We start from the raw sequence: 15716 nt of genomic DNA, 5'->3' as shown, positions 1-15716 counted from the left end.
TTTTTCATCTTCCGCTTTTTTAGAAATTAATTTTTGCTCCCAGGTTGAAGGTTCTTCCGAAACCATACCATACTCTGGCATCTTCATAAGTTCCGCTAACATCTCTTGCGTCAGCAATATATTCGGTATCAAGTGCATTATTCATGTTGGCGTTGAATACTGTTTCAAAACCTCCAAAATCGAAGGTATATGTCATCCCGAGGTCCAAGACGCCATAAGCAGGAACCTGCCAAGCCTGACCAACCAACTCGGATGTGCGGTTTACCGGATTATAATCAGCATAAAAATTATCATAATAATTATAATTTGCCCGAAGTTTAACATTTTCAATGGCCTCAAAATCTACACCTAAACCAAAAGCAGTCTGAGCTGCATCACCTACTTTTAGATCGGCAATGTAAATATTGATGGTTTCCTGTAATTCCTGAGCTTCATCATAAATTTCCACACCTGTTACATCATCTTCCCATCTCCAGTCACCAATGGATGCCATACCGGTAATCTCAAGTCTTTCCATCGGCCTATATGTGAAATCAAGCTCAACCCCCTGGTGAAGGGCATTAATACCCAAAATATTTGCAAATCCGGTAGTTCCGTCAGGTTGATTAAAAGAACGAGTTTCTGTTCTATCCAACCAATTTGTTCTGTAGATATTTAGCGTACCCGATAATTTCTCACTCCTAAACCCATATCCCAGTTCTGCACTAAAAATCTTTTGATTTGGTGCATCCTCATTCACCTCATTGGTAAAATTAATAACGGCATTTAAAAAAGGAGCCTTCTCAAAATATCCGATGTTGGCAAACACATTATGATTGTTGGTTATATTAAAATTAGCTCCGGTTTTACCGCTATAGCCGAAGAAATTGACCCAATCGGTTTCCCTTGCAGGATCTGAAGGATCAAAATTGAAAAAGTCTCTTCTCTTGTATGAGGTATTGGATGCTGCTACAGAAACAAAGGCAGACAGATCGTCTCTGGAATATTCAGCTTGAGCAAAACCTCCACCCCAAAGAACGAAACCTTTGTCATAATAGTTAATTTTCTCTCCCGCCAGGGCGACATTATTCGGATTATTAACATCACTATTGTCATCCAGGAAGTATTGTCCTCCTAATAGATCGTTGACTTCCTGCCAATGCTGTCCTTCATAATATCTAAAATCTAATCCACCTATAAACTCAATATCTGGTGTAAGATCTGTGGAAAGTGTTGACAATGCTCCGTACCACTCATGATCATTTCGACTTTCAACTATAATAGTCTCTGATCCCAACGCGCCACGAGCCATATTTTCGGATACAATCATGTCATAATTTAAAGGCTGAAGGAAACCGAACCTGTATTCGGACGGATTATTAAAAGTTCCAATGAGACTTTTATCTACACCGGTCATATAAGTACCTCCGCCTGTACCGTAAGATGCATAAACTGCCGTAGATAAAGACGTAGCATCAGAAATTGTCCAATAGTGATTTAAAGACATTTGAGGTTTATGATAAAAGTTTGAACTAGCATTAAATGCTTCTCCATTCCTGTAACCAAAATCCCTGTTAAATTTAACTCCTCTGTCACTTTGTCTATAAGTAGAAATTAATTCAGCATCAAACCTCTGTCCATGTTCTTGCGGTGCTCCAAAAGCTGTAAAAGATAATTTGTGATTTTCACTAAAATCTTTAGCGATATTCACAAAGTATGAATATGCCTCGAATGGAGTACCATCAATATAACCCTCCCCTGTAGTTTGAGAAGCAGCCACAGTTGCAGCAAAGCCATTATCAAGCTGTCCGGTAGAAAGTGTAAAACCATATTTTTTATAACCGTCGTTTCCTGCACTCATGAAAACATTTCCACCTTCTTCAGCATCGGTAGTTTTTGTAATAATATTTATGGTCCCCCCTACAGAAGGTACCGCAACACGGGAAGCACCAAGACCTCTTTGAACTTGCATTATTCTGGTCACATCTGAAAGTCCTGCCCAGTTACTCCAATATACACGACCATTTTCCATACCATTTATTGGTACCCCATTAATTAATACCGCAATGTTTTCAGAATTAAAACCTCTCAAACGCATTTCAGCATCTCCAAATCCACCCCCACTCTTAGTGGCATAAACTCCAGGAGTTGTTTTCAAAATTTCAGGAAATTCCTGATTCCCTAAACGATTTTCAATTTCCTCCGATCTGATCGTAGAGACAGCAACAGGTGTTTTGCGGTCAATTGCCAGGTTGTAGCTCGTAATGATCACCTCTTCTAATCCCGTAGCACTAGGTTCCATTACAAGAGTACCGAAGTCGGTGGTGCCGTTGTAAGGGATTTCAAGAGTAGAAAAACCCACATAAGACAAAACCAAGGTTCCGTCGGATATCTCTGTCTCAAAACTAAATAAACCATTGAAATCAGTAACTGTTCCATCAACAGTTCCATCTACATTAATGTTCACGCCCGGAATAGGCACTCCGGTTTCTGCCTCTACTACCTTGCCAGTTAAAGTAGTTTGAGCAAAAATTGTAGCTGACGTTAAAAACAACGCTAATGCTAAAAATTTCCTCATTGTGTATTTTGTTAGTTTATGTTTAAAAAGTTGATGCAAAAGAACAACTTTCTTTAAATATAACCTTTAACTTAAGGTTAAGAGTTTTTCACAATTACGAAAGCGTTTTCAACAATGCACATAATAAAACAACCTCTTGAGATCCAGGAGGTTGATAAACTAAAAAAGATAATATTAACTGGCTGTTACTGTTGAAGATAAAATTTTAACAAATTCCTGGTAGAAGAATCATGCATTCCCACGTCATTTTTTTCAATTTCGGTAAGAATTGTGGTCGCCAGTTGCTTACCTAATTCCACTCCCCATTGATCATAACTATATATGTTCCAGATGATACCCTGCACAAAAATCTGGTGTTCGTACATGGCAATTAACTTCCCTATGCTTTCGGGAGAAAGATTATCTATAAGAATAGTTGTGGTGGGATTATTCCCTTTGAACACTTTAAATGGTAATAATCGCTTAACCTCTGAAGCATCCATATTTTTCTTCTCAAGCTCCTGTCTTACCTCTTCAGAAGTCTTTCCCTGAAGCAAAGCCTCTGTTTGTGCAAAGAAATTTGCCATCAATTTGTCGTGATGCTCTTTCTCATTATGCAACGACTTCCTGAAGCCAATAAAATCTGCGGGAATAAGTTTGGTTCCCTGATGGATCAACTGAAAGAAAGCATGCTGTGAATTAGTTCCGGGTTCTCCCCAAACAATATTTCCCGTTTGATAATTCACCGGGTTTCCGTCGCGATCCACTCCCTTCCCGTTACTTTCCATGATGGCCTGTTGTAAGTAAGCAGGAAACCTGTGCAAATATTGGGTATAAGGAATGACTGCCTGAGTTTCGGCTTCAAAAAAGTTATTATACCAGATAGTCAAAAGTGCCAGTTGCACCGGAATATTTTCTTCAAAGGCAGTCTCCTTAAAATGATTATCCATTTTACGGGCACCTTCAAGAAGTGAGTTAAAGTTGTCAAACCCTACAGAAAGGCTAATTGAAAGACCAACTGCACTCCAAAGAGAGAAACGGCCGCCCACCCAATCCCACATTGGGAAAATATTATCGGCTTCAATTCCAAATTCTTCTACAGCTTTAACATTGCTGGAAACAGCAACAAAATGTTTGGCTACAGCATCGGCAGGTGCCTTTTTGGTAAACCATTTTCTTATAGTTGTTGAATTCGTAAGCGTTTCCTGGGTAGAAAAAGATTTGGAAACAATGACAAAGAGCGTTGTCTCAGGATTGAGATCCTTTATTACTTCCTGCACATGATCCCCATCCACATTAGAAACAAAATGAACTTTGAGATGATTTTTATAGTACTCTAAAGCTTCGGTCACCATTACCGGCCCCAGATCTGATCCTCCAATTCCTATGTTAACGACATCCGTAAAAGCTTTACCTGTAAATCCTTTTTTTGCCCCTGTAATGACCGAGTAGCAAAAGCTTTTGATTTTTTCTTTAACCTCATTTACTTCAGGTATAACGTTCTCTCCGTCAATCTTAACCTGAGCATTTTCTTCACTTCTTAAAGCTGTATGTAAAACTGCACGACCTTCGGTCCTGTTGATTTCTTCCCCTTCAAAAAGGGCGTTTACAGCCTGCTTTAATCCGACTTCTTCAGCAAGTGCAGTAAGGAGGCTCCGGGTTTCTTCAGTAATTAAATTCTTGCTGTAATCAATATAAAAATCTTCCCATTGCAGGGTTAAAGCGTCAGCACGATCTGGATTGTTTTTAAATTCCTGTTTAAGGTCCATATCCTTAATACTGGAATAGTGTTCCTGTAATTTCTTCCAGGATTTTGTATTGGTTGGGTTAGTGTTGGTCATGTTTAAATAGGTTCTTTGAATTCAATTCTCTCTAATTCATTTTTAAGAGGCTCAATTGCTGCAAAGTAGGTAGGAATATATTTACCAGCAATAGGTTCTGCCGCAGGAAGATTTTGGCGAAAGGGATCTACCTGGGCTCCGTTCTTCCAAAAACGGTAACAAACGTGCGGGCCTGTAGCCAAACCTGTACTGCCCACATAACCAATTATATCACCCTGTTTTACCCGCTGCCCCTGTCTTACCGCACGTTTGGACATGTGCAGGTATTGTGTTGTGTACGTGCCATTGTGTTTGATCTTAACATAATTTCCGTTTCCGGCAGTATAGGAAGATGCTATAACTACCCCGTTGGCAGTACTCCAGATAGGCGTACCGTGAGGAGCTGCGTAATCTGTTCCTTTGTGCGCTTTCCATCTTTTTTGAACAGGATGAAACCTTCTGGGACTGTACCGTGAAGAGATACGGGTAAAATTAAGTGGCGCTTTTAAGAAGAAACTCTGCAACGGCCGGGCCTTTTCATCGTAATAATCACCTTCCCCGGAAAGTGAATCCACCGCGAAATTAAAGGCGTAATATGGCTTATCTTCATGATAGAAAACTGAAGCTTCAATATTTTCAATCCCCGCATAGATGCTGTCGTTAATATACCGCTCATTATAAACAAGCTTAAACCGATCCCCTTTTTGAAGCCTGAAAAAATCAATACTCCATTGATAGATATTGCTCATCTCATGTGAAATGAGATAACTTAAACCTTCATCCTGAATTGCTTCGGTCAAACTTGAATTTATTACTCCAGAAACTGCTCTTTTAGTAATTGTTACTGGCTTTTTGGCTGTGTAAACAGAAATACTATCAGTCAAATCAACTACCGTATAATTAATAAGGTCGCTTTCGTAAATAAAAGCTTTGGGAGTTTGAGAAGAATCTCTCTCTTTTAGAATAGTGTAAGGTTTCCCCAGGACAATCCTACGGGGATTAAATGTGTCCTTCACTTTATTGACAATCTCAAAAATTTTGTTGGGATCGACACCGTGGGTCCCGAGAATAAGTCCGAAACTGTCGCCGGAACGGATGGTGTCCCGCACCACCTCATAATCATTTAAAACAAAACCGAATTCCTTGATTAAAGGCGGTGCCTTTATCTCGACTGTGTTATCGGCTATTTCAGGTTTTTCTGTGTGGTCCTTACAGGCGGTAAAAACCATCATCAACATTAGCAGGTAACTAAATTTTTTCACTCTTATTTTTTTATTGTGTTATCATTTCTTCAACCCAATGTTTTCCCCATTCCTCCTTTTCCTCTTCACTCCAAAGTTCAGGAAAAAATGAAATTCTCTGAAAACTTGGCGGTAGAAACTCCTTCCAGTTGGTACCACCCGTAGCCTTCACAGCATTTTTCTTCACCATAAGGTAACGTTGTGCTGCTCCTATATGAACAAGAAGCCAGTTTACATTCACTGCAACATCCAGATTACGCAACGCTTCAACTAAATTTTTATTGTTTTTTTCTTCTTCCGGAAGAGATTTATAAAGCTCAAAAAGTGTTTTCCCCTGAAGATTTTTCGCCAGTCTTAAAAAGACCTCATCATACTCCTCTTCAAACTGCCGTAGAGTTAAAGTCTTTTCTCCGGTATCTGAACTTATTCCGCCTCTCTTCCAGTAAATATTTTGATAAACTTCCTCCAGATCTATATTGCTTCGGAAGGTCTCACGATTTGGATGATGTACCAAATTGTGCAGCGGAGTCGAATGGATCTCTATCATCCTGAATTGGGCAGATTGAAAGCCGCTGGCGGGTAAAAGAGCCATACGGAATTTCAAAAACTGCTCCCGCTCCATTCCCCTTATCATAACATCAAACGAACTTGTTTGGATCTTGAAATATCTAATTACACGATTAAGTTTTGCCGTAAACAAATCGGCAGTAAGATCTTTTGTCTCAACCAATTGTTTCAGCTCATGGAGGACTAGCTTGAAGTAAAGCTCAGTAATTTGATGATAACCTATGAAGATCTCTTCATCGGGGAAATGAGTTTTGGGTTTTTGGAGACTCAGGAGAGTATCGAGCTCAATATAATCCCAGTAGGTAAGATATTTGTCATATAGAAGACCATCAAGATAGGAGCCAAGGTCCTGGCCGGAATTACGAAATTTTTCTTCCAGCTGCCGCACCTTTTCGGCTATCTCGGTCTGTATACCACTCATTTTTATTCCATAATTATATTTAAAGGATATTTTAATCCCTTAAAAGCATCAATATCGGCATCCAGAGAACCCACAGCAAGATCTGCCTGGATCTTTAAAGGGATACGATTCTTATCATCACTCACCCAAATTGTAAGGCTTTCCTTCTTTTCAAAAACCCTTCCGGCAAGGACATAAGGTTGAAATTTTAATGCCGCAATATTACCCATTTTTGTTTTGATCACCTCCCTGCCCAGAAACTTTAACTTAAAGTCGTGAACTTCATCATCAAGGAGCATTTTGATATCAAACATCTCTCCCCGGTCAAGAGCACTAATGTCAAGATTGTTCCTTAAGTAATAAAAAGAAGAGAGCATATCATGCACATTATCTGGCACTGTGTATATATTTCGTGTGTTACGCTTCCGGTTAAAAACGTGGGCAGTATTGCTGTCATGATCAAAATCGGTAAGATAATCCCTTGTATGACCGCCTTCATCTATTTGGCGTATAAACCTGAGTGGTGCTCCACTTTTTTTATCCATAAAGGTCTCGTAGTTATCATCCACCTTAAAGAACAAATGCAATAAACCGGTTGATTTTCCTTTTCCAACCACATGGTATACGGGTTGGTTTCTTAGAGTGGTTTCCTTTACTTCCAGAGTAGCAAAACTGGCATTAAACATTCCATAATGGATACGAAACCTGAACCACTCTCCTACCTCAAAAGCTTGATGGTTTTGAGCAGAAACATTTAGAGCAACAAGAGAAATAATAATCGCGACGACTTTCTTCATTGTAAGTAGATTTTTACTTCTTTGGTTGTAACAATTACAATTTCTATTCCAAATGTATTAAATCAAAAAACCCCGTCAAATGAATGACGGGGTTTTTAATCTTATTAACCAACTAAAACTTAAATTATGAAAAAAATATAATTTTTTTCCAATCCTGGTAACCACTCCAAAATTGCGGTGCAAAAGTCATACATAACCAGGCAATGCACAACTAAAAAAATAACTTTAACGCAACCTGTTTGAAAATGATATATTTTAAGTCTGAATCGGCACTTTTTATTAAATTTAATATTAAATTATAAAGTTCCCCGTAATGATTGTTCTCTTTCTATAGCTTCAAAAAGGGCTTTAAAATTCCCTTTTCCAAAAGATTGGGCTCCTTTTCTCTGAATGATCTCAAAGAACATGGTTGGCCTGTCAAGAACCGGCTTGGTAAAAATCTGCAAAAGGTAACCTTCATCATCCCTATCAATTAAAACCCCAAGTTTTTTTAGGGGCTCAAGATCTTCGTCTATTTCGCCCACACGATCTAACACATCATCGTAATAAGCCTCCGGCACATACAGGAATTCAACTCCGCGATCGCGCAAAGCAGTTACAGTTTCAATGATATTATCTGTCGCTACAGCAATATGCTGCACCCCGGCCCCGTTGTAAAAGTCAATGTATTCTTCTATCTGGGATTTTTTCTTTCCTTCGGCGGGTTCATTAATAGGGAATTTAATCCTTCCATTTCCGTTACTCATCACTTTGCTCATCAAAGCAGTATAGTCGGTGGAAATATCCTTGTCATCAAAAGAGACCATTTGGGCAAAGCCCATTACTTTGGCATAAAACTCACACCATTTGTTCATTTCGTTCCAGCCCACATTTCCCACCATGTGATCAATATATTTAAGACCTACCTCCTTCACCTTGAAGTTGGGATTATATTCCTTGTAGCCCGGCATGAAGGGACCCGAGTAATTTTTTCTTTCTACAAAGACGTGCACAGTCTCTCCATAAGTATGGATCCCCGAAAGCACTACATGCCCGTGATCATCACTTATTTCTTTAGGCTCAAAATAAGATTTTGCACCTCTTTTTGTTGTCTCTTCGTAACTTTTTCGCGCATCATCAACCCAAAGGGCTACTACTTTTACTCCGTCGCCATGTTTGTCTATATGAGCATTTACATCTCCTCCCGGATGTAGAGGACTGGTAAGAACCAACCTTATTTTTCCTTGTTGTAATACATAGGAAACCCTGTCCTTACTCCCCGATTCCAATCCCGAATAAGCTACCGGCTGGAAGCCCCATGCCTGCTGATAATAAAAAGCAGCTTGCTTAGCATTTCCCACGTAGAGCTCAACGAAATCTGTACCAAGTATAGGCAGAAAATCTTCGGCCTGCGGCACGGTTTTCTTTAATTGTGTTGTGTTTTCTGTAGACATAATTATATATTTTTTTGCCGCTGTGCGACGTTTTTTAAAACTTAAATTCTTTACCCTTCAAAAATAATATTTTGAGTCATCATTTCTTAGTGATCCAGCCACGACTTGTGGTAAGTATCATCAGCAATTCCCAGGGCGTCTTCTGTTACCATGAGTGGTTTAAAGGTATCGACCATTACCGCCAGCTCTTCAGTTTCGGTCTGTCCTATACTGCGTTCTACCGCTCCTGGATGTGGACCATGCGGAATTCCCGCAGGGTGCAGTGAGATATGACCTGCCTCGATATCATTCCGGCTCATAAAATCCCCATCTACGTAATATAAAACCTCATCACTGTCAATATTACTATGGCTGTATGGTGCAGGTATGCTTTCAGGGTGATAGTCGTACAATCTTGGACAAAAGGAACATACTACAAATGCATCGGTCTCAAAAGTTTGATGTACTGGTGGCGGTTGATGAATCCGTCCCGTAATGGGCTCAAAATCATGAATGGAAAACGCATAAGGATAGTTATAACCGTCATAACCTACAACATCAAAAGGATGGGAAGCGTAAATCATGTCGAACATTTTCCCTTGTTTTTTGATCTTGATCAAAAAATCCCCTTTTTCATCATTTGTTTCCAGCTCGTAAGGTCTTCTCAAATCTCTTTCGCAGAAAGGCGAATGCTCCAGTAATTGTCCGAAGTGATTACGATAACGTTTTGGAGTATAAATTGGTCTTCTGGATTCTACAATAAACAACCTGTTCACCTCATCATCAAAATCCAGCTTATAAATAGTACCGCGAGGGATCAACAAATAATCTCCATACTTGAAATCGAGATTTCCCAAATGGGTTCTCAATTTCCCACTGCCTTTATGAATAAAGAGCAGCTCGTCTGAATCGGAGTTCTTATAAAAGTAATCTGTAGTAGATTTTTGTGGTGCGGCCAAAGCAATATCAAGATCACTGTTGGTAAGGACCACTTTTCGGCTTTTGAGGTAATCCGGCTCTGGCTTTACTTGAAATCCCTTAAACCTATACGACTGTATATTTTTTTCGGTAGCTATTTTTGGTTTTATCTCGTAGCTGCCTTTGATCTCTTTGACCTGGGTTGGCCGCTGCTCATGATACATGTTTGTATACATTCCGTCGAAGCCAATTGTCCCGAAGAGCTGCTCGTAATAAAGACTGCCATCGGGTTTCTTAAATACGGTATGTCTTTTATGCGGAATTTTTCCGAGTGTGTGATAAAAAGGCATTTTTAAATATTTTAATGAAAACGTTTTCGTAATTTATTTTTCAGCCTGAAAAAACTGAAGGAACAATTACAAATATCAATAAATTTTGCCGGATTATCCGTTAAAGGACCTCTAAAACCAGAAGCCCAGGCTAAAATACCACTGACTTTCCTTTATTTCGGGAGAGATGGAATATTTTACTTCTACAGACCCCAGAAAAGTTTCCAATCCATAGCCAATTGCGTAGCCGGAATATTCGGGCCACTTAAGCCAGTCACCTCCTTCAAAAAGTTCATTTTCAACATTTGCGACATTGGCACTCAGGATCAAATGGTTTTTCCCTGTGAATTGATAATCCAGCTCCAGCAGGCCTTTTGTGTAACTATCTCCTGAAAGGCTAATGAATTCATAGCCGTAGAAAGAAGTGAAATTATTGATGAAATCATTGCCGTACCCACCAAGGAAGAAATCAAATATATTATTCTGCCTGCTACCAATCCTGAAACCTGCCTCCGAAGAAATGGTCAAAGCCAGTTTAGGGGCAGGAGAAAAAATATAACCCAGTGATCCTTTCGCCACCGAAAATGGATTGAAATCATCTCTTGAAGACAACAGGTGCCAGTGAAAATCGCTATTAAAGTAAATGCCCTGCGTAGGAAAATATTTAGAATCCCGGCTGTCGTAGAGCAAATAACCAAAGGCCCCTAGTAGGAATTATTATCAAATTCTCCTCTTGCAGGTTGAGTGGAATTTATTGAGCTAATGGTCTCAGAAGTAATGCTTAGGTATTTATGCTCCAGTCCCACTCCAAAAGAAAAAATCTGCTTGAAAAGAGTTTCCCCGTAAAACTGGTTAGTAAAATCTTCATAATCTATTTCCAGTTGATTAATCCCGTCCCCATTAATACCGGCGTTTTCACTGGCAAAATCGAAAGAAACGCCTTTACTGAAGCTATTTAATCTCGATCTGAACCCTACGCTCCAGTAGTAACCTTTATCGATGTAATAATTAAAATTATACCTGAAATCATCTCCCAGCACCACATCCAATGAACTCACATCGTTGGTAAAGAGAAAACTTTTATGAGTAATATTAAGAAGTACCCCGCTGTGATAGACATTATCATAATGTAATCCCATTCTTAAAAGAGTTTTGCTGGGATTCTCCTCAAGCTGCATGACTAGCACATGTCCTTCCTTTTGAGGCATAAGGCGGTAATTAATTCGGTTGAAGTTCCTTGTTGCAGAAAGGTTGTTGATTCCCAGGTTAAGATCTCTATAGGAAATAGTATCGGAATAATTAATTTTTAGCTTCCCCAGGATATATGCCTGTGGATAGGAAGTATTACCTTCAATACGAACATCTTTAATATAAAGAGACTCCACGCGCGGAATGAATAGTTTTTCATCCCGCGAAACCTCCTGTTTTGCCGCGATTTTCATTAGCTCTTTAATATTTTCCCTGGCAGCAGTTTCACCGGCTTCAATGATTTCATTGCCTTTTTCAAAAGACATCACAGAGAAAGGTTTTATATGGGGATCAATATAGATATCGGTACTTGTGATTTTTTCACGCATATCGGCCACAGTCCTGAAATTGCTTATTTGAGTGAGGATATCAAAAATTGAATGCATCTCATTACGTTGCATAAGGGTATCCTGAACGTCCACACCAATTATGATATCGGCTCCTCGCCGTCGCACCTCCTCTACCGGATAATTATTCACCACTCCCCCGTCTACCAGAAGTTGCCCGTCAACTACCACCGGGCTGAACAAACTTGGGATTGCAGAACTCGCCGAAATAGCCTGCGGAAGATGGCCGCTATCCAGAAGCACCTCCTTCCCCGTCTCAATATCGGTAGCTACAGCAAAGAAAGGAATGGGCAAGCTGCTGAAATCCTGTTGATCCTCAAGATGCAGGGTAAGCTTTGACATAAGGTTATAAACATTCTGGCCTCTTGACAGTGCCGAAGGAAAGCTGATATTGAAATTGTCGAATGGCAAAATAAGAGCATATCTTTCTGAATCCCTTTTCTCGTAAAAAGTCTTGGCTCCCCGCGGCAATTCATCCTGAAGAAGAATGTTGAAATTGGTGCTCCTGAAAATACTGTCCAGTTGATGCGCAGAATATCCCGCCGAATATAGGGCACCAACAATAGCTCCCATACTGGTGCCGCCAATATAATCTACACGCACCCCGGCTTCTTCCAGAACCTTAAGCACTCCAATATGAGCAAGCCCTTTTGCCCCGCCCCCGCTCAATACCAATCCCACTTTTGGATCATCCTTTTCCTGAGCCAAAACCGGGAGAAGCATCAATAGAAAGAAAGGTAAAAGCAGTTTTTTAAGCATTTTCTGAATGGTAATATTGGTGAACCAAAGTTGCTTTAGATTTCCCCACTACAGAAGATAAGCTATCAAGTGATGCTTCTTTTACTCTTTTTAATGACCTGAAATTTTTGAGTAGCTCTACAACCGTCTTTTCACCAATACCGGGAATTTCCTCCAGCTCAGTATTAAGAGCAACACTGCTGCGTTTTTGCCTGTGAAAGGTGATACCAAACCTGTGAGCCTCATTTCTCAATTGCTGAATTATCTTTAGAGATTCAGTTTTTTTGTCCAGATATAAAGGAATAGAATCTCCCGGATAAAAAATCTCTTCCAATCTCTTTGCAATTCCAATAATTGCGATCTTACCTCTTAACCCAAGGGTTTCTAAAGCTTTAACTCCCGAGGACAACTGGCCCTTCCCTCCGTCGACAATGATTAACTGCGGTAGCGGCTCTCCTTCCTCCAATAATCGGCGGTACCTCCTGAAGACAACTTCTTCCATTGAAGCAAAATCATTTGGCCCTTCAACAGTTTTTATATTGAACTTTCTGTAGTCTTTTTTACTTGGCTTTCCATCTTTAAAAACCACACAGGCAGCCACGGGGTTACTTCCCTGGATGTTTGAATTATCGAAACATTCAATATGCCTGGGTTCTTCATTGAGACGCAAATCCTGTTTCATCTGTGCCATAATACGATTCACATGTCTGTCCGGGTCTACGATCTTCATCTGTTTAAATCGCTCCTGCCTGAAGTATTTTGCATTACGGGTGGAGAGATCCACAATCTGTTTTTTGTCCCCCAATTTTGGTATAGTCACTTTTAATTCCTCGCCAACATCGACTTTAAAAGGGACATATATTTCCCGAGTTTGAGAATTGAATCTCTGCCTGATTTCGGTAATTCCCAGTTCCAGCAACTCCTTATCGCTTTCGCTTAATTTCTTTTTCATCTCAATAGTATGAGATCTTATAATTGCTCCATGAGACAACTGCAGGAAATTCACGTATCCGTAACCCTCGTCGCTCACTATAGAATACACATCGACATTATTGATCTTCGGATTCACAACCGTGGATTTCGCCTGATAATTCTCTAAAATGTCAATTTTAATCTTGATTTTTTGTGCGGCCTCAAATTCCATCTTTTCGGCATGATCTTTCATTTGCTGCCGGAACTGCTGTAAAGATTCCTTAAAATTCCCTTTTACGATTTGCCGTATGGCTTCTATCTTTTTTTGATATTCGGCTTCAGATTCATAGGCTTCACAAGGTCCCATACAGTTCCCGAGATGATATTCCAGGCAAACCTTATATTTTCCGTTTTTTATTTTTTCTTCAGCAAGATCATAATTACAGGTGCGTAAGGGATAAACTCCTTTAATAAGATCCATCAGCGTATGAATGGTCTTAAAACTGGTGAACGGGCCGTAATATTCACTCCCATCTTTAACCAGCCGCCGGGTAGGAAAAACCCTTGGAAATCTCTCATTTTTGATACATATCCATGGGTAGGTCTTGTCATCCTTCAGCATCACGTTAAAGCGTGGCTGGTGCTTTTTTATGAGATTATTTTCAAGGAGAAGCGCATCGGTTTCAGAAGAGACAACAATATGTCTTATCTCATGGATCTTCTTTACCATGACACGAATGCGGTGGCTGTCATTGTTCTTTGTGAAGTAGGAGGTGACTCTTTTCTTAAGGTTTTTAGCCTTCCCTACATAAAGAATTCTTCCATTCTTGTCAAAATACTGGTAAACTCCCGGATTCTCGGGCATGGTCTTTATTTGTAGCTCCAGCTTACTTTCCTCCATTCCTCAAAGGTAAAATTTTAGAAATTGCCTTTTCCGGTGCTTGACGCCATATAGTGTTAAAATTTATTTACGGGATATCTCACTTTCTATCACTTTAGAGAGAACCGGATGCTTCAGAAGCAGCTGAGTTAAAAAAATTCTGAAGCAGGGGTATCAAAAATGGCAAAAAACTGAAGGAGATTTCTCATTTTCAGCACAATATATTTTCAGAAATAGTTAAGATATTAAAAATCTGCTTTTAGTACCTTGCGGGCATGGAAAAAGTTACCATTGGCCGTTTTGATAAAGCAGATTTTCCCGACCTGCACCTGGAAGACATAGCTATCAAAATAGATACAGGAGCCTACACCTCCTCCATTCACTGCGACCACATAGTTGAAGAAAAAGGAATGCTAAAATGCACCTTTTTAGATGAGGAACACCCTCTGTATAATGGGAGGACGTACAGGTTCAAGGATTACGATGTAGTATTCGTAAAAAGTAGCAATGGTATTGTCCAGAAGCGTTATCAAATCCAAACTACAATAACATTATTTGGCAAAACGCGAAAAATTTCTCTCTCTCTTTCTGCCCGGCAGGAGATGAGATTTCCGGTGCTTTTGGGCCGAAAATTTATAACAAGAAAATTTATCGTTGATACAGAATATTACGATCTCTCTTTTAAGAAAAAACAAGAATGAATATAAAGATCCTTTCCAGGAACAGCAGCCTTTATTCAACTCAGCGACTTATTGAGGCGGCAAAAAAAAGACATCACGATGTAGAGGTGATTGATCCTCTCAAATGTGACCTCATCATTGAGAAAAAACATCCCAGCATTTACTACAGGGGAAGACATATTGAAGATGCCGATGCCGTTATCCCCAGGATTGGAGCGTCAGTTACGTTCTACGGAACTGCGGTAGTTCGCCAGTTCGAAATGATGGGAGTATTTTCGACAACAGAATCTCAATCCCTTGTAAGGAGCCGGGATAAATTAAGAAGCTTACAGGTTCTTTCCCGTGCCCGACTGGGACTTCCTAAAACAGTTTTTACTAATTACTCGAAAGACGTCGGCGAGGTGATAGACCACGTGGGCGGAGCACCTTTAATCATTAAACTTCTCGAAGGAACACAGGGCCTAGGAGTAGTACTTGCCGAAACTAAAAATGCAGCCGAATCTGTAATTGAAGCTTTTAACGGTCTCCAGGCGAGGGTTATCGTGCAGGAATTTATTAAAGAAGCCGGCGGTGCCGATATACGAGCATTTGTGGTTGATGGCCATGTGGTAGGAGCAATGAAAAGGCAGGGAAAAGAAGGGGAATTCCGTTCTAACCTTCACCGGGGCGGTACAGCAAGTATTATTCAGCTTACAGATGATGAAGAAAATGCTGCTATAAAAGCCGCTAAATCCATGGGACTGGGAGTGGCAGGTGTTGACATGCTCCAGAGCTCCCGCGGGCCGTTGATACTTGAGGTGAATTCTTCTCCGGGCCTGGAAGGAATTGAGCAGGCAACCGGGAAAGACATTGCTAAAACCATAATTCGTTATATTGAACGAAACGTTTAGT

Annotated in this window: 12 protein-coding genes; 2 read left to right on the top strand and 10 right to left on the bottom strand. The window is 40.1% G+C overall.

Annotated features, from left to right (window positions below):
- Window positions 1-19: 19 nt before the first annotated feature.
- The 10 genes from H148_RS0105530 to uvrC form a co-directional block, all read right to left on the bottom strand.
- Window positions 20-2557, bottom strand: coding sequence for a TonB-dependent receptor (locus tag H148_RS0105530; RefSeq protein WP_029033917.1), 2538 nt, complete (start codon window positions 2555-2557; stop codon window positions 20-22).
- Between the two features lie 185 nt (window positions 2558-2742).
- Complete coding sequence (gene pgi / locus H148_RS0105525) at window positions 2743-4377, bottom strand: glucose-6-phosphate isomerase (protein ID WP_029033916.1); 1635 nt, start codon at window positions 4375-4377, stop codon at window positions 2743-2745.
- Window positions 4378-4379: 2 nt separating this feature from the next.
- Window positions 4380-5618 carry a peptidoglycan DD-metalloendopeptidase family protein gene (locus tag H148_RS0105520; RefSeq protein ID WP_029033915.1) on the bottom strand — a complete coding sequence of 413 codons (1239 nt, stop codon included), beginning with the start codon at window positions 5616-5618 and terminating at the stop codon, window positions 4380-4382.
- A gap of 10 nt (window positions 5619-5628) precedes the next feature.
- Window positions 5629-6585, bottom strand: coding sequence for a tryptophan 2,3-dioxygenase family protein (locus tag H148_RS0105515; RefSeq protein WP_029033914.1), 957 nt, complete (start codon window positions 6583-6585; stop codon window positions 5629-5631).
- A 2-nt stretch (window positions 6586-6587) separates the two neighbouring features.
- Window positions 6588-7361, bottom strand: a complete 774-nt coding sequence (locus tag H148_RS0105510; RefSeq protein ID WP_029033913.1) for a DUF3108 domain-containing protein — start codon at window positions 7359-7361, stop codon at window positions 6588-6590.
- 296 nt (window positions 7362-7657) lie between these two features.
- Window positions 7658-8794 carry a 4-hydroxyphenylpyruvate dioxygenase gene (gene hppD / locus H148_RS0105505; protein ID WP_029033912.1) on the bottom strand — a complete coding sequence of 379 codons (1137 nt, stop codon included), beginning with the start codon at window positions 8792-8794 and terminating at the stop codon, window positions 7658-7660.
- A gap of 86 nt (window positions 8795-8880) precedes the next feature.
- The gene (locus H148_RS0105500; RefSeq protein ID WP_029033911.1) at window positions 8881-10041 is read right to left on the bottom strand and encodes a homogentisate 1,2-dioxygenase; all 1161 of its coding nucleotides are present in this window, start codon (window positions 10039-10041) and stop codon (window positions 8881-8883) included.
- Between the two features lie 111 nt (window positions 10042-10152).
- Complete coding sequence (locus tag H148_RS18990) at window positions 10153-10710, bottom strand: hypothetical protein (protein WP_342663240.1); 558 nt, start codon at window positions 10708-10710, stop codon at window positions 10153-10155.
- Between the two features lie 14 nt (window positions 10711-10724).
- On the bottom strand, window positions 10725-12374 hold the full coding sequence (locus H148_RS17295; protein ID WP_342663239.1) for a patatin-like phospholipase family protein: 1650 nt from the start codon (window positions 12372-12374) through the stop codon (window positions 10725-10727).
- A complete protein-coding gene (uvrC, locus tag H148_RS0105490) occupies window positions 12367-14166 on the bottom strand; it encodes an excinuclease ABC subunit UvrC (protein WP_029033910.1) in 1800 nt (599 codons plus the stop codon). Before uvrC ends, H148_RS17295 begins: the two co-directional genes overlap by 8 nt.
- A 254-nt stretch (window positions 14167-14420) precedes the next feature.
- On the opposite strand from uvrC, the gene H148_RS0105485 reads away from it, so the two are divergent.
- Both H148_RS0105485 and rimK read left to right on the top strand, forming a co-directional pair.
- Entirely contained in the window at window positions 14421-14846 is a 426-nt protein-coding gene (locus H148_RS0105485) for an ATP-dependent zinc protease family protein (protein ID WP_029033909.1), read from the top strand.
- Entirely contained in the window at window positions 14843-15715 is an 873-nt protein-coding gene (gene rimK / locus H148_RS0105480; RefSeq protein WP_029033908.1) for a 30S ribosomal protein S6--L-glutamate ligase, read from the top strand. Before H148_RS0105485 ends, rimK begins: the two co-directional genes overlap by 4 nt.
- The last annotated feature ends 1 nt before the right edge of the window (window position 15716 follow it).

It is taken from the genome of Salinimicrobium terrae DSM 17865, assembly GCF_000424665.1.
Classification (GTDB): Bacteria; Bacteroidota; Bacteroidia; order Flavobacteriales; family Flavobacteriaceae; genus Salinimicrobium; species Salinimicrobium terrae.
Note: the sequence above shows the minus strand (reverse complement) of the source record. Positions and strands in the feature narration are given on the sequence as shown.